The 17914-nt window shown below is 37.0% G+C and carries 18 protein-coding genes; 10 read left to right on the forward strand and 8 right to left on the reverse strand.

Features of this window, described 5'->3' with window-relative positions; genetic code table 11:
* On the reverse strand, positions 1-203 hold a 203-nt coding region (locus J7J10_00850; protein MCD6129492.1), incomplete at its 3' end, for an isochorismatase family protein.
* 46 nt (positions 204-249) lie between these two features.
* Complete coding sequence (gene ccsB, locus J7J10_00855) at positions 250-1227, reverse strand: c-type cytochrome biogenesis protein CcsB (protein MCD6129493.1); 978 nt, start codon at positions 1225-1227, stop codon at positions 250-252.
* 97 nt (positions 1228-1324) lie between these two features.
* Here ccsB and J7J10_00860 point away from each other — a divergent pair, with 97 nt between their 5' ends.
* From J7J10_00860 to J7J10_00905, 10 genes are read left to right on the forward strand one after another with little or no spacing between them, the layout of a single operon-like run.
* Positions 1325-2548, forward strand: a complete 1224-nt coding sequence (locus J7J10_00860; protein ID MCD6129494.1) for an aspartate kinase — start codon at positions 1325-1327, stop codon at positions 2546-2548.
* A 5-nt stretch (positions 2549-2553) separates the two neighbouring features.
* Positions 2554-4152: a citramalate synthase gene (locus J7J10_00865; GenBank protein ID MCD6129495.1), complete on the forward strand. Its 1599-nt coding sequence runs from the start codon at positions 2554-2556 to the stop codon at positions 4150-4152.
* 3 nt (positions 4153-4155) lie between these two features.
* Positions 4156-5106 (forward strand): acetyl-CoA carboxylase carboxyltransferase subunit alpha, encoded by a 951-nt coding sequence (locus J7J10_00870; GenBank protein MCD6129496.1) that lies wholly within the window; start codon positions 4156-4158, stop codon positions 5104-5106.
* Positions 5067-6161, forward strand: coding sequence for a prephenate dehydratase (gene pheA / locus J7J10_00875; GenBank protein MCD6129497.1), 1095 nt, complete (start codon positions 5067-5069; stop codon positions 6159-6161). The genes J7J10_00870 and pheA overlap by 40 nt, the downstream gene beginning before the upstream one ends.
* A complete protein-coding gene (locus J7J10_00880) occupies positions 6158-7246 on the forward strand; it encodes a histidinol-phosphate transaminase (GenBank protein MCD6129498.1) in 1089 nt (362 codons plus the stop codon). The genes pheA and J7J10_00880 overlap by 4 nt, the downstream gene beginning before the upstream one ends.
* Positions 7239-8075 carry a prephenate dehydrogenase gene (locus J7J10_00885; protein MCD6129499.1) on the forward strand — a complete coding sequence of 279 codons (837 nt, stop codon included), beginning with the start codon at positions 7239-7241 and terminating at the stop codon, positions 8073-8075. The genes J7J10_00880 and J7J10_00885 overlap by 8 nt, the downstream gene beginning before the upstream one ends.
* Positions 8068-8688: a (d)CMP kinase gene (gene cmk, locus J7J10_00890; GenBank protein MCD6129500.1), complete on the forward strand. Its 621-nt coding sequence runs from the start codon at positions 8068-8070 to the stop codon at positions 8686-8688. Before J7J10_00885 ends, cmk begins: the two co-directional genes overlap by 8 nt.
* On the forward strand, positions 8685-9509 hold the full coding sequence (locus J7J10_00895; protein MCD6129501.1) for a 4-hydroxy-3-methylbut-2-enyl diphosphate reductase: 825 nt from the start codon (positions 8685-8687) through the stop codon (positions 9507-9509). The genes cmk and J7J10_00895 overlap by 4 nt, the downstream gene beginning before the upstream one ends.
* Positions 9509-10318, forward strand: a complete 810-nt coding sequence (locus J7J10_00900; protein ID MCD6129502.1) for a hypothetical protein — start codon at positions 9509-9511, stop codon at positions 10316-10318. The genes J7J10_00895 and J7J10_00900 overlap by 1 nt, the downstream gene beginning before the upstream one ends.
* A 22-nt stretch (positions 10319-10340) precedes the next feature.
* Positions 10341-11930 (forward strand): Na/Pi cotransporter family protein, encoded by a 1590-nt coding sequence (locus J7J10_00905; protein MCD6129503.1) that lies wholly within the window; start codon positions 10341-10343, stop codon positions 11928-11930.
* On the opposite strand, the gene ruvC is transcribed toward J7J10_00905, so the two are convergent.
* Genes ruvC through J7J10_00935 form a run of 6 tightly spaced genes read right to left on the reverse strand, consistent with a single transcriptional unit; the run spans position 11877 to position 17750 of the window.
* Positions 11877-12383 carry a crossover junction endodeoxyribonuclease RuvC gene (gene ruvC / locus J7J10_00910; GenBank protein ID MCD6129504.1) on the reverse strand — a complete coding sequence of 169 codons (507 nt, stop codon included), beginning with the start codon at positions 12381-12383 and terminating at the stop codon, positions 11877-11879. The two genes, J7J10_00905 and ruvC, sit on opposite strands and share 54 nt — an antisense overlap.
* The gene (locus tag J7J10_00915) at positions 12383-13423 is read right to left on the reverse strand and encodes a LysM peptidoglycan-binding domain-containing protein (GenBank protein MCD6129505.1); all 1041 of its coding nucleotides are present in this window, start codon (positions 13421-13423) and stop codon (positions 12383-12385) included. Before J7J10_00915 ends, ruvC begins: the two co-directional genes overlap by 1 nt.
* Positions 13423-13926, reverse strand: a complete 504-nt coding sequence (locus J7J10_00920; protein MCD6129506.1) for a shikimate kinase — start codon at positions 13924-13926, stop codon at positions 13423-13425. Before J7J10_00920 ends, J7J10_00915 begins: the two co-directional genes overlap by 1 nt.
* Positions 13923-15077 carry a chorismate synthase gene (aroC, locus tag J7J10_00925; protein ID MCD6129507.1) on the reverse strand — a complete coding sequence of 385 codons (1155 nt, stop codon included), beginning with the start codon at positions 15075-15077 and terminating at the stop codon, positions 13923-13925. Before aroC ends, J7J10_00920 begins: the two co-directional genes overlap by 4 nt.
* The gene (locus J7J10_00930) at positions 15074-17449 is read right to left on the reverse strand and encodes an AAA family ATPase (GenBank protein ID MCD6129508.1); all 2376 of its coding nucleotides are present in this window, start codon (positions 17447-17449) and stop codon (positions 15074-15076) included. Before J7J10_00930 ends, aroC begins: the two co-directional genes overlap by 4 nt.
* A 1-nt stretch (position 17450) precedes the next feature.
* Positions 17451-17750, reverse strand: a complete 300-nt coding sequence (locus J7J10_00935) for a hypothetical protein (protein MCD6129509.1) — start codon at positions 17748-17750, stop codon at positions 17451-17453.
* Positions 17751-17914: the final 164 nt, after the last annotated feature.

A 17914-nucleotide genomic window follows, 5' to 3' on the forward strand; every position in this document is an offset into this window, starting at 1 on the left:
GCATGTTTAGGCCAGATTTTAAATTCTTTATCATCCTCTGTATGAGAATCGCATACATATATTATGTATTCTTTGTTTTTTCTTGCTTCCTCTATTTCTTTTTTTACATTTAGTATGATACCTCTTGCTTCAGGGACTTCTAATGGTGCGCCCGAAAGGATAAAATCGTTTAACATATCTATAATCAAAAGTGCTTTATTCATCTTTCCTCCTTTTTTTAAGGGTTTAAAAATTTTCTATATTTTTCATTTAACCCGAACCATAACTGTGGAGGCCGGGGAGAATAAAATTTACACCGATATAGGTGATAATAACAGCGACAAATCCTACAATGGACATGATAGCCAATGTGTAATTACTTTTTCCTCTAATTTTAAAATGGAGGAAAATTATATAGACGAACCAGGTGATGAGAGACCATGTTTCTTTAGGATCCCAGCTCCAATAAGCACCCCAGGCGTATTTTGCCCAAACGGAGCCGGTAATGATACCTATGGATAAAAATGGAAAGCCGATGTATATACTGCCAAGTGTGAAATCTTTGAGTGTTTTCTCCCGCGGAATGAGTTGCTGTAGTTTGTTTTTGTTGAGATAAACCAACAAAAAGATTGCTACAGAGAAGATGACAAATAATATTATAAAAGTACTTGATTTAGTGTGCCAGACCTTCATGAAAAGAAAACTAAGCATCAATCCTACACATACTGAAAAAGAAATATTTCCAATGAAAAAGGAACCTTTTTTCTCATTTGACTTTATCAAGAGCATTGCGCCTCCGATAAAGGCTAAGAAAAAAGCGGCATAACTCAGGAAAGAAGTCAGGGCGTGAATGGCCAGCCAATTACTCTTTAGGGCAGGAATAAGCGGTTCTATCTCTTTGTTGAAGGGAGAAATGGAGAGATAAGACAAAATACCCAGGATTACCAGGGATATAATGAGCATGGCTAAAGAGGGAATCTTTTTGATGAGTATGCAGGTAACAAAGGCTATAGATAATGTGAAGAAAACAAATGATTCAAATGCATTGGTTAAAGGAATGTGTCCAAATCCCAGATGGTAGCTTTCTATCCACCGCCAGATAAAGTAGATGAGTTCTACTATCGTAGCTATGATAAACAGAATGCGGGAAATATTGTCAGTATATCTTTTTTTTGTGGCTAAAGAAACGACAAACATCCATACTGTAAACAAATAAATAAAAGTAGATATGCTTAATAGTTTATCCACGAATTTGTATTTTATAGATTATTTTTTAAAAGTAAATGCTTACTTGATTTTTTAAGTATATTTTTATATTTTAGTTAAACCTTTTTATGGAGGAATGATGGCTTTAGTTGTACAGAAATATGGGGGGACATCAGTAGCTAATATAGAACGGGTAAGAAATGTATCCAATCATATAAAAGAAAGCAAGGGAGAGGGAAATGATGTAGTGGTGGTTATCTCTGCTATAGCTGGAGAAACGGATAGGTTAGTTGATCTGGCTCACAGCTTGTCTTTACATCCAGCAGAGAGAGAAATGGACCTGCTTCTTTCCAGCGGAGAAAGAATCTCCAGTGCCTTGATGGCCATCAGATTAAATGAGATAGGATGTAAAGCAATAGCTTTAACGGGCAGGCAAAGTGGTATTTTGACCGACAACATTCACCTGAAGGCGAGAATAATGCATATAGATAAAGATAAAGTTATGCATTATTTGAAGGACGGATATGTAGTGGTGATAGCCGGTTTTCAAGGTATCAATGAGAAGGGTGAGGTGACTACATTGGGAAGGGGTGGTTCTGATACATCGGCAGTAGCCGTGGCGGCATCCCTTAATGCGGATATATGTGAGATATATACAGATGTGGATGGAATTTTCACAGCAGATCCAAGAATTGTTAATAATGCACAGAAAATAGACAGAATCAATTACGATGAGGTAATGGAACTGTCAAGTTTGGGGGCTAAAGTTTTACAAATAAGATCGGTAGAATTGGGGAAAAAATATAAGGTTCCAATAAAGGTTTTATCCAGTTTTACATATGAGCCGGGAACATTAATAGATGATGGAGGAAAAATGGAAGAAGTGATTGTCTCTGGAGTTGTAAGCGATAAGAACCAGGCTCGCTTGACAATAACCAGAGTGCCCGACAAGCAGGGTATAGCGGCTCAAGTTTTTGAAACAATAGCGTCTAAAAATATTGTGGTGGATATGATTGTACAGAATGTAAGTGAAGAGGGTTTTACTGATATATCATTTACAGTGCCAAAAGATGATGCAGACGATGCATTGAAGGCAACAGATGAAGTTTCAAGGAAAATTGGAGGGGGAAGGGTTACATTAAACAAAGATGTGAGCAAAGTTTCTATAGTTGGTGTAGGGATGAGAAGTCACTGGGGTATAGCGGCCCGGATGTTTCGTACGCTGGCTAAAGAAGGCATAAATATAAGGATGATCAGCACATCTGAGATTAAGATTTCCTGTGTTATTGATGAGAAATATACAGAATTAGCGGTGAGGGCATTGCATAGAGATTTTAATTTAAGTAAAGGAAACAAAGGATAGGAGGAATTATGAACGAGGTGAAGCTATTTGATACGACATTGCGTGATGGTACACAAGGAGAAAAGGTAAGTTTACTGGTGCAGAATAAATTAAAAATAACAGAGTTGCTGGATGATATGGGTATTCATTATATCGAAGGGGGGTGGCCAGGTTCAAATCCAAAGGACGAAGAATACTTCCTTCAAGTAAAAAAACTAAATCTAAAACAAACCAAGATTACCGCTTTCGGTAGTACGAGGAGGGCAAAATTAAAGCCGGAAGATGATCCCAATATTCAAGCTTTGGTTGAATCAGAGGTCCCTGCTATTGCTATTTTTGGAAAAACATGGGACCTGCATGTTATAGACGCACTGAAGATTGATCTGGAAAAGAATTTAGAGATTATCTTTGACTCTGTAAAATATCTAAAGAATTATACCGATGAGTTGTTTTATGATGCAGAGCATACCTTTGATGGCTATAAGGGAAATCCGGAGTATGCCTTGAAAACTATACAAGCGGCTGTTGAGGGAGGAGCAGACAACATAGTTTTATGTGACACAAACGGGGGAACAATAACCTGGGAATTGGAGAAGATAATAGAGGAAATCAAGCAAAAATTTCCCGGCGTTCCTCTCGGTATACATGCACATAATGACTCGGGACTGGCAACTGCAAACACCCTTGCCTCTGTAAAGTGTGGCATAACGCAGGTTCAAGGAACATTCAATGGTTATGGAGAAAGATGTGCCAATGCTGATCTTACCTCTGTTATACCCAATCTCAAGTTGAAGATGAATATTGATTGCATAAGTAATGAAAACTTAAAAAAGATCACACTTGTTTCTAAGAAGATTGATGAGATATTCAATCTTCCTCACAACAGTCGCCTGCCCTATGTAGGAGACAGTGCTTTTGCACATAAAGGCGGCATACATGTGAGCGCTGTTTTGAGAAACCCACAGTGTTATGAGCATGTAAATCCTGAGTTGGTAGGCAATAGAAGACGGGCGCTTATTTCCGATCTTTCTGGAATGAGTAATATTGTATATAAAGCGAGGGAGATGGGCATCGAGATAGATAAAGATACGGTGGCAGGTAAAAAAACATTAGAAGAGATAAAAAAATTGGAGAATCAGGGTTTCTATTTTGAAACAGCAGATGCTTCTTTTGAGCTTATGCTGTTAAGAAATAAAGGAGAGGTTCGTGATTATTTCGAGCTTCTATCCTATCGTGTTATTGATGGAAGAAAAAAAGTGGAGGATATTACAGCTATTGAAGCTACAGTGATGGTAAGAGTGGGTAAAGAAATAGAACATACTGCATCTGTGGGTAACGGTCCAGTAAATGCCCTGGATTATGCCCTGAGAAAAGCATTGCTGAGATTCTATCCATCATTAGAGGCACTGAAACTTTTAGATTATAAGGTGAGAATACTGTTGGGAGAAAAAGGCACAGCAGCTACGGTAAGGGTTTTGATTACATCAGGAGATGAAAAAGACACATGGGAAACAGTGGGAGTGGCAACGGATATAATAGACGCTTCCAGGCAAGCTTTAATTGATGCTGTTGTCTACAAGTTGATGAAAGATGATGGTTTAGTTTCTATCTCTTCAAAGAAATAAGGCATGTTTGTATATGATTTTGAAAGACCTATATATGAGATAGAAAAAAAAATAGATGATCTAAAAAGATTATCTAAGAAGAAAGGGATAAATATTTCAAAAGAAATAAAAATATTGGAAGAGAAAAAAGACAATCTTATAAAAGAGAAATTTTCGCATCTTTCTATAGATGAAATAGTAAAAATTGCTCGTCACCCCTCAAGACCCTATACATTGGATTACATAGAAAGAATAGCAACGGATTTCATAGAGTTTCATGGTGATAGGAGATTTGCCGATGATAAGGCAATGGTTACGGGATTGGCTAATATAGACGATTTTAAGGTGGCAATAATTGGCCAGCAGAAGGGGAAAAACACAAAGGAAAACCTGAGGCGTAACTTTGGAATGGCTCATCCTGAAGGTTATAGAAAAGCATTAAGACTGATGAAATTGGCAGAAAAGTTTAATTTAGGCATTGTTACTCTTATAGATACCCCTGGTGCCTATCCGGGTATCGGAGCAGAAGAAAGGGGGCAGGCAGAAGCTATTGCTGTCAATCTTTATGAAATGGCAGGGTTGAGAGTGCCTATTGTGATTATCATTACAGGAGAAGGCGGTAGCGGTGGTGCTTTGGGTATCGGTGCAGGAGACAGAGTAGCCATGCTCTCTCATGCCATTTATAGTGTTATCTCTCCAGAGGGGTGTTCTTCTATTTTGTGGAGAGATGCTGAGCATACTAAAGAAGCAGCAAAAGCTATGCGGATAATCGCTCACGACCTACACGAGGCTGGTGTTATAGACGAGATAATAGAGGAACCTGTGGGTGGCGCGCACAGGAACTATGATGAAATGGCTAAAAGAGTAAAAGCTTTCATTGTCAAAAGTTTGTCAGAGCTTGTTCCTTTAACTGAAAAAAAGATTTTGGAGAATAGATGGAAAAAGATAAGGAAAATGACCACTCAGTTTCTATAGACAGTTTGAGAAACAGAATCTCCCGTATAGACGAAAAGATTGTTGAGCTTTTAGATGAGCGGATGTCTTGTGTACAGGAGGTTGCCCGCTTTAAAAAAGAGTCCAATTTAATGTTTTATGTACCGGAAAGAGAAAAGGAAATATATAAAAAGGTATTGACTAAAGCAAAGTTGTTTCCCGATAAGGGATTGAGGGTAATATTTAGGGAGGTGATGTCTGCCTCCTTATCCTTAGAAAAACCTTTGAAAATTGCTTATTTGGGACCGGAAGCTACATTCACTCATCAAGCGGCAATGAAACGATTTGGCGTATCTCTAAATTATTTACCGGAGGAAAGGATAGAGGACATATTTTTGGATGTAGAGAACGATAGAGTAGATTTTGGTGTAGTGCCTATAGAAAATTCTATTGAAGGAGTGGTGAATTATACTCTGGATATGTTTATGAATGTAAATGTCTATATTGTTTCGGAAATTATTTTGGAGATAAAGCATGCTTTAATGAATAAGTCCGGGAAGGCAGAGGATGTTAAGGCTATTTATTCTCATCCCAACGCTCTTGCTCAATGTAGGGGATGGTTGAAGAAACATTTTCCAGATGTTCCGACATTTGAAACCACCAGTACCGCAAAAGCAGCCAAAATAGCTCAAGAAAACAAAGAGGCAGCGTCCATTGCTTCTCAATCGGCGAGCGAACTCTATGATCTTAGATTGATAGCAAATGGTATAGAGGACAGGTTGAATAATATTACCCGTTTTTTGGTTATAGGGAAATATATTTCTCATAAAAGTGGTCGGGACAAAACATCCATTATGTTTTCCATTAAGGATAGAGTGGGTGCACTCTATCATATTTTGAAACCGATTTATGAAAGTGGTGTTAACCTCACCCGCATTCAGTCTCGACCTTCGGGAAGGGAAACCTGGACTTATGTATTCTATATAGACCTTTGTGGTCATATAGAGGATGATTGTGTAAAAAAATCTATAGACAAAATAAGGGAAGAGACGGTGTTTTTTAAAGTATTAGGTTCTTACCCTGCGGAGGAAAGATGAAAGTAGCATCATACATTAGGGATTTAGTACCTTATCCACCAGGGAAACCTATTGAAGAGTTAAAAAGGGAACTGGGGCTAAAGAATGTAGTGAAAATGGCTTCCAATGAAAATCCAATAGGACCTTCTCCTTTAGCGGTTCAAGCGATAAAAGATTCTTTAAATAAGATCAACTTTTATCCTGATGGCAGTGGATATTATCTACGCAAAAGATTGGCACAAGAGATGAATGTAAAGATGGAAAATATTGTTTTGGGTAATGGTTCCAATGAGATTATAGAACTCTTGAATCGCACCTTTCTCACTGCTGAAGATGATGAGGTGATACTCTCTTTCCCTTCGTTTTCTGTCTACCGCATCGTTGCTCAGGCAATGGGTGCAAAGAAAATAGAAGTTCCACTTAAAGATTACCGTCATAATCTTCGGGAAATTAAAAATAAAATAAATAAAAATACACGATTGGTGTTTATTGATATACCAAATAACCCTACCGGAACAATCGTTTATGAAGATGAATTGAGTGAATTCATAGATGGCATAGATGATGGTTGTTTAATCATTTTAGATGAAGCATATTTCGGGTATAATACCGACAAAGATTATCCCGATATTCTCTCCTTTTTTCGCAATAATAAGAATGTTTTTGTGTTAAGAACATTTGCCAAGCTTTACGGATTGGCAGGATTAAGAATAGGATATGGTATAGGTGATGAGGAAATTGTTGATTATCTGAATCGGGTGCGTCAGCCCTTTAATGTGAACAGTTTGGCTCAAGCAGGAGCAAGAGCGGCTTTGGATGATAAAAAACATGTCAAACAGACATTAAAAACAAACAGAAGAGGAAAGGAGTTCTTGTATAAGGCATTTGAAGATATGGATATTGAATATATTCTTACCCATGCCAACTATATATTATTTGATGTGAAACAAGATGCTGAAGAAATATACAATAAACTCTTACATAAAGGGGTAATCATTCGTTTGATGAAAGGATATGGTTATGAAACACACCTCCGTGTGACTGTAGGCACAGAAGATCAAAATGGAAAATTTATAGATTGCTTAAGGGAAGTAATGGGTGTTTAAACGTGCTTTTATTATAGGAATAGGATTAATCGGCGGCTCCCTTGCCATTGATTTAAAGAAAAAAAAATTGGTAGGGGAAATCTTTGGTTATGATAATTCCTTAAAGAATTTAAATAAGGCAAAAAGTTTAGGAATTATTGACAGGAAGGCAAAGTTAGGAGAGATAAATAGGTGTGATTTAGTGATAGTGAGCGTGCCTGTTTTATCTATCCCTTCTGTTTTGCTTTCTGTTTTTCCAATGTTAAAGAAAGGTGCGTATATTCTGGATGTGGGTAGCGTTAAAGGATATGTTGTGGAAAGCGTGAAGGATAAAATACCTTCAGGAATAGATTATGTACCCCTGCATCCTGTTGCGGGAAGAGAAATCTCAGGTCCTGAATCAGCCAGGAAAAATTTATTTAAAGGGCATACGGTAATTATCACACCGATAAGAAATGAAAGATGGAAGAAGATTGAGGATCTGATTGAGGCAGTGGGGGCTGTGCCGATTTACATGGATTATAGGCTGCATGATGAGTTGTTTGCTATATCCAGCCACATTCCTCATATATTGTCGTTTGCAAATGTAAATCTATTGAGAGAAATGAATGCAGACAACATAAAATTTCTGGTGGGGACTGGGTTTAGGGACTTTACCCGCATTGCAAAATCAAGTGAAGAGATATGGGCAGATATTGTTATCGCCAATAAATCCTATGTGCTAAAAGCCATGGAAAGGTTGCTTGAGGGATGGGCTGAGGTAAAAAAGGCTATTTCTTGTGATGATAGGGCTAAACTCATAAGTTTATGGAGAGAAGCGCGACTGTTTAAAGAAAAGCTTGATGGATAAATTGATAGTAACAATTGATGGCCCTTCGGGTTCCGGAAAAAGTACTTTGGCCAAGTTGCTTGCTTGCAGGGAAGGGTTTTTTTATATAGATACAGGCGCTTTGTACAGAAGCATTGCTTATCTATTTTCTACAAAACCAACACCCAGGGAATTAGACAAACTAAGTGTTTTATGGAAAAAAGTAAATACAGAATATCATTTATTTGTCTCTAATAGGGATATGGAACCTTATATAAGAGGCGAGGAAATAGGCAAAAATGCTTCTATAATAGCAAAGCTACCCTTTGTAAGAAGATTTGTGAATAGTGTGGTGAGAGAGAATGTAAACAGGGGAAAATATGTGGTAGAAGGAAGGGATGTGGGTAGCGTAATTTTCCCTGAAGCGCAGGTTAAAATATACCTTCAGGCAGACCTTAAAGAGAGAGCAATGAGGAGGGCAAAAGAACTTCATGTACAGAAAGATATGATTTTAGACAAAATTAAAGAAAGAGATGAAAAAGACATAACCAGAAAAGATTCGCCGCTGGTTATACCTGAGGGTGCTCATGTAATAGATACAACGAATAAAACACAGGAAAAAGTATACACAGAAGTAATATCATTGTTGAAATGAAAGTAGTAGTGGCAGATAACGCAGGGTTCTGTTTTGGTGTAAAGAGGGCCATTGCTTTAACGCGTGAGGTTGTTAAAAGGGAACAGACTGTTTACTCATTGGGTCCTTTGATTCATAATCCACAGGTAGTAGAAACACTACGAAAGGAAGGAGTAAAGGTTATTAGTAAGATAGATGGAATAGAAGAGGGTGTGGTTGTCATCCGTTCTCATGGTGTTTCCCCTCAAATTATAAGAAAAGCACAAGAAAAAGGATTAGAGGTGGTTGATGCCACCTGTCCTTTTGTGAAAGAAACGCAGAATTTTGTGAGGATATTAAGTGATGAAGGTTACAGGGTGGTGATCGTTGGGGACAAGAATCACCCTGAAGTAAAAGGATTATTAGGCTATGCCGAAAAAGCGGTGGTGGTCAACAGTGCTGATGAAGCGAAAAAGATAAGGGATAAGCAAGTAGGTGTTGTTTCTCAAACCACCCAATCGACATCCAAGTTGATCAGTGTGATGGATGTACTTTTGAAGAAGGTAGAAGAGTTGCGTATATTTAACACGGTATGTAGCGCGACCGTAGGAAGACAGGAAAGTGCAGAGAAATTGGCTAAAAATGCGGATGCGATGGTAGTTGTAGGAGGTTACAATAGCGGCAATACCCGCAGGTTGTATGATATATGTAAAGCTATATGTTCTTGTTGTTATCATATTGAGAGGGCAGAGGAAATAAAGAAGGAATGGTTTAAGGGATGTAAGGTTGTAGGTGTAACGGCTGGTGCTTCCACGCCTGATTATGTGATAAAAGAAGTGTGTAGAACATTAGAGAACATGTAATGGAAGATAGGTGGCTTGATCTTTTTAAAACAATGGGGAAAAGGATATTTCATGAGGTAAAAAAGATTGCTGGCACCGAAAGGGCAAAGCAGACTTTGGGTAAAGGGGCCGGGGGTGATGTCACTGTATTTATAGATAAGGTGGCGGAAGATATTGTAATAGAAGAATTAAAGAGGTTCAATGTATCATGTATGCTTCTCTCGGAAGAGATAGGAATTAGAGATTTTGGAAACAAGTTTCCAATTGTCGTTGTAGACCCGATAGATGGCAGCCTTAATGCAAAGAGGGGTATTCCATACTATGCTTTTTCCATTGCTCTTTCAAGAACAGGTGAAACGGATGGTTTAACTGTAGGTTATGTGCTCAACATTCCTACCGGCGAAGAATTTTCAGCTATCAGAGGAAAGGGAGCTCTTTTATCCGATGTAACAGGGTCTTTTCAAAAACACATTGTTAACGAAAGTGAGAATTTTTCTTTCGCTGTTTGTGAGGGAATAGATAGAACGAAAGATATTCGGATGTTTGAAAATATAGTTAATCATTTTCATCGGGTTAGGATGATGGGTTCTACCGCACTGGATATGTGTTACCTTTCCACCGGCTTTTTTGATGTTTTTGTTCATTCTCTTCCCTCAAGAGTAGTGGATTGGTCTGCCGCAGGTATCATTTTAAAAGAAACAGGCGGAATAATGATAGATATGAAAGGACATGAGTTTAGTCTTCCTTTAAATTTGTGTAAAAGTCATCCATTTTTTGCTCTTAAGTCAAAAAAGGATGTACAGAAGATTCTGAAAATAATGAATGCTTAATAAAGATCATCGGATGTAAAGCGTGCAGATTAATACTATCATTGGAATATTAGGTGGCACTGCTCTCCTTATGTATGGCGTAAATATGGTCAGCTTGAATTTTCAGATTGTTACATCAAAGGGCGTAAGAGCACTTGTGGATCGATTTGCGGGCGGTAAATACAAATCTTTTTTAATTGGATTTTTTTTGACAGCATTGCTTCAGAGTTCTGGCGCAACGAGTGTGATGTTAGTTGGTTTTACTTCTGCGGCATTGATAGGTCTATATGATGCCATTTCTTTTATTATCGGGGTGAATATCGGCACCACAATTGCCGCTCAGATTGTTGCCTTTCATATATATGGTTTTGCGCCCTTAGCTTTTTTTCTTATTCTCCTCGTATATCTCTTTACATTCAAAACAAGACACCGTGTAATAATTTCTATTTTTTTAGGGCTCTCACTCGTTTTTTTTGGTTTATATGTTGTCTCTACTACTGCAGGTGCAGCAGGAGATGAAGTTTCTTCTCTTGTAAAAAGATTTTCTCATAATTATTTCCTGCTTTTCTTAATAGCTATAGTATTTACCGCTCTTATTCAATCCAGTTTGGTTACGATAGGTATAACTATGATTTTGGCACATTCGGGATACCTGAGTCTAACATCTGCCATACCGATAGTTTTTGGGGCAAATATAGGAACATGCATAGTTATATTCTTTGCCTATGCAGGCATAAGAGATAGGAGGACTTTGCAGGTAGCTGTCTCTCATCTTTTATTTAATGTCATTGGTGTAATCTTAATTTTTCCATTTCTACACCATTTTTCTTTATTGGTAGCTGCATTTTCTCATCCCTTTGCTTTTCAGATAGACAGGCAGATTGCTACTGCTCATCTTTTATTTAATGTTTTAGTGGCAATACCATTTCTTTTATTTTTAAGACCCTTTTCTCAATTCATTTCTTTTCTTATTCCATTGAGGAGATTTCGTTATCTAAGCTTGAATGATGCGCTGATTCTTGCTCCTCAAATGGCTTTGTCTGCCCTACACAAACAAATTGCACATCTTTTAAATATAACGATAAGGGTCACGGAAGAAAGCAAGGGAGCAATATTGAAAGAGGGATTTAATGAGCAGGAACTTCTTAAAGGGATAAGTTATGTTGAAAACTATGTTCCTGAAATTATCTCTTTTTCTTCAAAGATGTCTCAGAAATCCCTTAGTGAAGCAGAATCTTTAGAGATGACAATGCTTGTTTCCATAGCCAATGAGTTGGGACATATTGTACAGCTTATAAAGAGACGATTGCCGGAGATGATGAGAAATGATATATATTTTCGCTCCGAGAAGAGCAATGATATTGCATCCTTGCATAAACGCATTTTAGATAACTTTTCTCTTGTTAAAAAAGCCTTCGTTGAGAATAGTCGTCATATTGCTTTAACTGCTTTTGACGAAAGATTATCTATAAGAGAATTTGAAAGATCGCTCAAAAAAAAATACTTTCAAAAAGCATATTTGGGAGAAGGTGTAGATTTGATGTTTTCTTATCTGGATGTTTTAGATTTTTATGTGCGATTAAATGTGCTTGTGGGTCACATTGCACGCATTTTGTTGGGGCAAATTTTCTAAATGGCGAATATGACACAAAGCAATAGCTAAAGCATCCGTAGCATCGCTACCTTTCTCGTTTATTTTAGTGTGTAGTATATTTTCTACCGCAGTTTTTATCTCTTTTTTTGTCGCTCTTCCATATCCTGTTAGCGAGTACTTGATACTGGTAGGCGTGTATTCGTATATTGGTAGAGTACAATTTCTTACACCAGCAATTAGAGATCCCCTTACTTCTCCCAGTTTTAAAGCTGTGGTAGCATTTATGAACACAAACGCTTTTTCAATAGCCATTTCTGTGGGGTGAAAAGCGGTTATTATCTCTATAACCCTTTCGTGCAATGCATTTAGCTTATCTGCAAAATCCATTTTAGGTGATAGTTTAAAGTTTTCATACATAACACAGGTGTTTTCTTCACCTACTATGCCAAATCCCGTTACTTTTGATCCAGGATCTATGCCCAGAGTAAGCATTAGGAACCGCTCCTTAAAACCCTGCGTGCGGCTATGAAATGATTAAGGTAATACCCTCGTAATTTATTTATGGTTACATGGTGCTTCCATGAAGAGGCATGTATAAATTTATTGTTCCCTATGTACATCCCTACATGAGACGGCCTTCTGCCATGCGCTTCAAAGAATATGAGGTCTCCAATCTTCAATTGGCTTAGACGTACAGGTTTCCCTCTATTTATTTGTCCTCTGGTTGTTCGGGGAAGATATATGCATAATTTTTTATATACAATTTGAACAAATGCCGAGCAATCCATGCCATTTTCCCCCGATCCACCATATTTGTAAGGAATACCTAAGTATTGTTTGGCTATTTCTGCCGCTTTTCTTCCTTTTGCATTGGCTTGAAAATTTCTTTGTGCCGAAACCCTTCTTATTTTATATAAAATGCGGCTTGCCCTTTCTTTTGTTGTAACATATTCCACTTCTCCCGGAACGAGCAACATCTCTCCTTTCCTTATTGTATTTCCTTTTATTTCATTTACTAATTTAATTAAGTTCATGGGAACATTATATTGCTGAGATAAGCTATATAAACTTTCTCCTCCTTTCACAACATGTATTTTATTAAATGACAGTATAGAATAATCCTTCCTTTTTTCTGTTAAGTAAAGGTTTTTCGGCGGCAAGGTTTTTTTGATATACAACTGGTCTCCAGGAATTATTCTGTTTGTTTCAAGTCCATTGTTTTTCTTTAATGTTTCTACTGAAAGATTAAAATGTTGAGCAAGCTTTATTAGAAAATCTCCTTTTTTCACGGTATAGATGTAATCACTTCTTGGTGCATAGACCTCTTTTATAGGAATGACTATCCTCTCTCCGGGGTGTATATATTTGTTTACATCATTTGCTTTCTCTATTTTTTGTAATGGAACATTATATAGACAGGCGATTGTTGTTAAATTATCACCTTTTTTTACTTTATATACAATATCTGCTTCTGCTGCATAACAACCAAACAACAACCATACCAAGATAACACATACTCTTAATGCTTTCATTAGCAACCCCCTTTTGGAGTTATATAACATAAAAGTGCCTTTATTCTCTTACTCACCTCTTCCACTGTTTTTTTATCTATAGATATTATAATATTTGCATTCCTGTAGAAATGCAATCTCTTTTTGAAAAGACTATCTATATTTTCTCTATTTTTAAGAAGCGGCCTGTCGAAGTGGGTTCTTTTTATTGCTTCTCTCAAGGTTATAAACAGATAAACTATTACCCCTTTTTTCTTCATTAGAGAGATATTTTCCATGTTGCATGCCATCCCACCACCGGTAGATATGACAGTGTTTTCTGAATCGAAATTTTGTAAAAATTCCCTTTCTTTTTTCCTGAATATCTCTTCCTCGCCTTTGTCAAAGAAATCCTCAATCTTTCTATCTGTCTGTTTTTCAATAAAGCTATCTGTGTCTATGAACTTATAGTTCATCTCCTCAGACAATTTCTTCCCTACGCTACTCTTTCCTGCTCCCATAAATCCAACAAGAAATATGTTCATTTTCTTTCAAGGTATTCATTGTAACGATAGAGGTTTTCTTTTAGTTCGTCCATTGTATCGCCACCAAATTTTTCCAGATAAAAGGATGCCAGCTCTATGGATATAGCGGCTTCACATATTACAGATGCGGCAGGCACAGCACAAACATCTGACCTTTCAAAAAAAGCAAATTCTTCCTTTTTGCTCTCTACATCTACAGAGTGCAATCTCTTTCTCAATGTGGGTATGGGTTTCATGTAAGCTTTAAGAACAATGTTCTCGCCATTGCTCATTCCTCCCTCTATGCCGCCAGCCCTGTTTGTTTTGCGAAAATATCCCTTTTCTTGAGAATAGAATATTTCATCATGCACTTGTGACCCCTTTTTTGAGGCATTTTCTATGCCACCTCCTATCTCTACCGCTTTGATGGCTTGAATGCTCATAAGAGAAAATGCAAGGTGGGCATCCAATCTTCTATCCCATTGAACATAAGTGCCGAGGCCTGGTATCACATTTTCACAGATCACCTCTATCACTCCTCCTAATGTGTCTCCTTCTTGTTTTGTTTTTTCTATTTCTTTGCACATAAGTTTTGTAGTTTCTTCATCCGGACAACGAACGGCAGATTGTTCCATTTTTTCCCTTATCATCTTTCCGCTTTTGATTTGTCCAGGGAAATTTACCTTCCCTATTTGTCTTACAAAACCTGTTACATAAATACCTAATTCTTCTAATATTTCTCTGGCTATCGCTCCCACTGCTGTACGAGTTGCTGTTTGTCTGGCGCTGGATCTTTCTAAAACATCCCTCAAATCTCTTCTGTTATACTTGAGGTAACCAGGTAGATCCGCATGACCAGGTCTGGGTTTAGTTAACCTCTCTTCAGTTATCTCAAAAGGGTCCATTTTTTCTTTCCAGTTTATCCAATCCTTATTTTCAATGAATAGAACAACAGGAGAACCGATTGTTTCTCTTCCTCTTATTCCTCCTCTTATATCTACGGAATCTTTTTCTATATCCATTCTCCCGCCGCGTCCATAACCTTTTTGTCTTTCTTGAAGATATTCGTTGATCTTTTTTAAATCTATTTTTAAGCCTGCCGGAATTCCATCAATGATTACCGTTAACCCTTTCCCATGTGATTCTCCACCATCCATCCACCTCAGGCTCATTTAGTCTCCCTTTTTTGTGCTAACTTGCTTATTTTCTGCAATTTAGTATCTACAATCCAGTGAAAAGTGTCTTTTTTGTATCCTCTCTTCAGTTTTCTGCCGGCTTTCATTCCTGTAAATATTTCTATTGCATCGTCTATAGTGTCTATACAATAGATATTAAATTTTTTTTCTTCTACCGCTTTTTTTACCTCATCATTTAAGATCAGATTATTCACATTTCTTCTTGGCATCACTACACCATGTTTCCCGTCCAACATACTTTTTAATTTGCATACTTCAAAAAATCCCTCTATCTTTTCGTTAATTCCTCCGATGGGTTGTACTGTTCCGTCTTGACTTATAGAACCGGTAACAGCAAGGTTTTGTTTCAATGGTATTTCTCCAATTGCTGAAAGTATAGATAAGAGTTCCGCCACACTGGCACTGTCTCCCTCTATCATTGCATATGATTGTTCGAATGCCAGGGTAATAGATATGCCCAGCGGTTTGTCGTAGGCATATCTCCATCCTAAGTAACCAGATAGAATGAGCACACTCTTATTGAATATCTTACCGGCCATTTCCGATTCTTTTTCTATATTGATTATACCTGCTTTTCCTACAAAGGTGCGGGCAGTAATTCTTGCTGGTATACCAAAGGAAAAATCACCCATTGAGATTACAGACAAACCGTTTATTTGGCCTGTCTTTGTTCCGTCTATATTTATGATAAGTGTGTCTTCTTTAATCATTTTTAAAATCTTATCTCTGATGAGATTTTTCCTGAATATGCTTTCTTCAATAGCTTTTTTGATATGTTGTCCATAAATATTTTCTGCTTTTTCTTGTTTAGCGTAGAATTTTGCTTCTTTAATTACATCTATTATCTTATCTGTATAAGCATAAAGTCGGTCTTTGTGCTCTGATATGCGGCTGCTGAATGTTAGAATTTCTTTTAGCGCATCATCGCTGAGCTTGGGTAATGTGTTTTTCTCGCACAGGTGGTCAATTCTGGTGACATACTGAGTAAGGTTATGCGGAGTTGCTTCAATAATGGGATCAAAATCGGTTTTTATCTTGAATAGCTGCTTAAAATCCTTATCAAAGGCATATAAGAGTTCATACAAGAATGCTGAACCGAGAAGAATAATCTTTGTTTCCAATGGTGCAGGTTCTGGTTTTATGGTTTCGGAAGCAAGCATTCCATATCTCTCTGTCCATTCTTCTATTACACACTTTTTTGAAGAAATAGTTTTTTTAAGTGTTTCCCATACATTGGGATTTATCAATACAGAATATGCATCTAAGATCAAGTATCCGCCGTTTGCATACTGAATTGTGCCGGGGCGAATACGGGTGAAGTCAGTGATAAATGCTCCAAAATAGGCTTGTTTTTCTATTTTACCAAACAAATTGTAGTATGTGGGGTCTTCTTCATAGATAATAGGCACCTCCTTTGTTTGGCTGTTATCTACAAATACATTAATTTTGTATTCTGTATATCTCGGCTTGGGTGAAAAAGCAGTAAGAAAAGAATCTGGAGTTCTTTGGGGAAGGAATGCTGATATATTTTTTAATGTATAATTTTCAATGTCATCAAAGTATTGCTGTAATTTCTCTACTCCTTCATATTTTTGCTTTAAGTCCTCTATCTTGTGAGCTACAATAAATGTACCCATCTCTTCATTTATCTTTTCTATCTTGCGACGTTTTTCTTTTTCCAGGTTTCTACTTTCTCTTAAGAAATCACTTATTTCATCCTCTAACAGTCTCTTTTTCTCCTCAATGTCTCTTTTTGTCTCAGCAGAAAGCAGACTAAACTCTCTCTCATTAATAGCTTTTCCGGCAACTACAGGATTTATGACGATTCCTGCCTGGGAAGGCTTGACGATAAAATTCAATTTGTGTGCATTTTCTTCAATATTTGTAAACAACTGTTTTTGTTTCTCACTATAATCTCTTATTATTTCCTGTATTCTTTCCTCGTATTCTTTACTTTCAAAAACAGACGGAATAGACTTTTTTAAATAGTCTAATAACTCTTCCATGTCCTTTTTTAATTCTTCTCCTTTCCCTGTGGGTAAATTAATGATGGTTGGTATCCGCGGATTTCTGAAGGTATTTACATAACACCAGTCATATAGCTTGTTCTTGATGTTAAAATCAGTTAGTGTTTTTCTGGTGAGGTTTTTAATTGTTTCGATATCTTGTTTGGTAAAATTTCCCGAGATATAGGCATTATATTCACTATCCTTTATGTTTAGTATAGTCTGGATGGCTTTTTCTAATCTTTTCTGAGCAACAAAACGTTCCCCTTCTTCTGTTTTCCGTTCTTTTGCTATCTCAAACCGTGGTTGAAGCTCTTCTGGAGAAATAAGTGAAATGGACATTTTACTCTCCTTCCAATATTTCGTCTAAGTATTTTTCTATCTCTTTAAATGTTTTTTCTCTTGTTTTTATGCGTGTTCCGTTAGGGAGAATAACTCGTGACTCTGACTGCATTTTTTCGAGAAAGTCGTAAATCTCTTTTACTGTATTTATTGCATCTGTTTCAATGGAAATTATTGCATCTTCTAAATCAAACTCTGTAAACCATTCCCAATAGCGAATGTCAGAGGAGATAAGATGGTTCTTTAAATCCCACCGTCTTTTCTTGCTTATAATCACATCTATATTGATCATTACACTCATCCTAACTATATTTTTACATCAAAATGGCTTATAAATCAACTTAATTTAGGTTTTATTTTGTTAATTTGCTTTTTGAGGGAACCCTTATATTATATAAAAACAGGAGGCATAATGAAAGGGATGCCGCGGGCAAATAGCAGTAAATTAAATAAGGTTATAGTAAC

This window comes from Deltaproteobacteria bacterium (genome assembly GCA_021159305.1).
In the GTDB taxonomy this organism is placed as follows: domain Bacteria; phylum Campylobacterota_A; class Desulfurellia; order JAGGSF01; family JAGGSF01; genus JAGGSF01.

Bases quoted from the DNA above. Each gene is read 5' to 3' on its own strand.
- J7J10_00860 (MCD6129494.1), top strand. From the start codon at position 1,325: ATGGCTTTAGTTGTACAGAAATATGGGGGGACATCAGTAGCTAATATA.
- J7J10_00870 (MCD6129496.1), top strand. From the start codon at position 4,156: ATGTTTGTATATGATTTTGAAAGACCTATATATGAGATAGAAAAAAAA.
- pheA (MCD6129497.1), top strand. From the start codon at position 5,067: ATGGAAAAAGATAAGGAAAATGACCACTCAGTTTCTATAGACAGTTTG.
- J7J10_00880 (MCD6129498.1), top strand. From the start codon at position 6,158: ATGAAAGTAGCATCATACATTAGGGATTTAGTACCTTATCCACCAGGG.
- cmk (MCD6129500.1), top strand. From the start codon at position 8,068: ATGGATAAATTGATAGTAACAATTGATGGCCCTTCGGGTTCCGGAAAA.
- J7J10_00895 (MCD6129501.1), top strand. From the start codon at position 8,685: ATGAAAGTAGTAGTGGCAGATAACGCAGGGTTCTGTTTTGGTGTAAAG.
- J7J10_00900 (MCD6129502.1), top strand. From the start codon at position 9,509: ATGGAAGATAGGTGGCTTGATCTTTTTAAAACAATGGGGAAAAGGATA.
- ruvC (MCD6129504.1), bottom strand. From the start codon at position 12,383: ATGCTTACTCTGGGCATAGATCCTGGATCAAAAGTAACGGGATTTGGC.
- J7J10_00915 (MCD6129505.1), bottom strand. From the start codon at position 13,423: ATGAAAGCATTAAGAGTATGTGTTATCTTGGTATGGTTGTTGTTTGGT.
- J7J10_00920 (MCD6129506.1), bottom strand. From the start codon at position 13,926: ATGAACATATTTCTTGTTGGATTTATGGGAGCAGGAAAGAGTAGCGTA.
- aroC (MCD6129507.1), bottom strand. From the start codon at position 15,077: ATGAGCCTGAGGTGGATGGATGGTGGAGAATCACATGGGAAAGGGTTA.
- J7J10_00930 (MCD6129508.1), bottom strand. From the start codon at position 17,449: ATGTCCATTTCACTTATTTCTCCAGAAGAGCTTCAACCACGGTTTGAG.
- J7J10_00935 (MCD6129509.1), bottom strand. From the start codon at position 17,750: ATGAGTGTAATGATCAATATAGATGTGATTATAAGCAAGAAAAGACGG.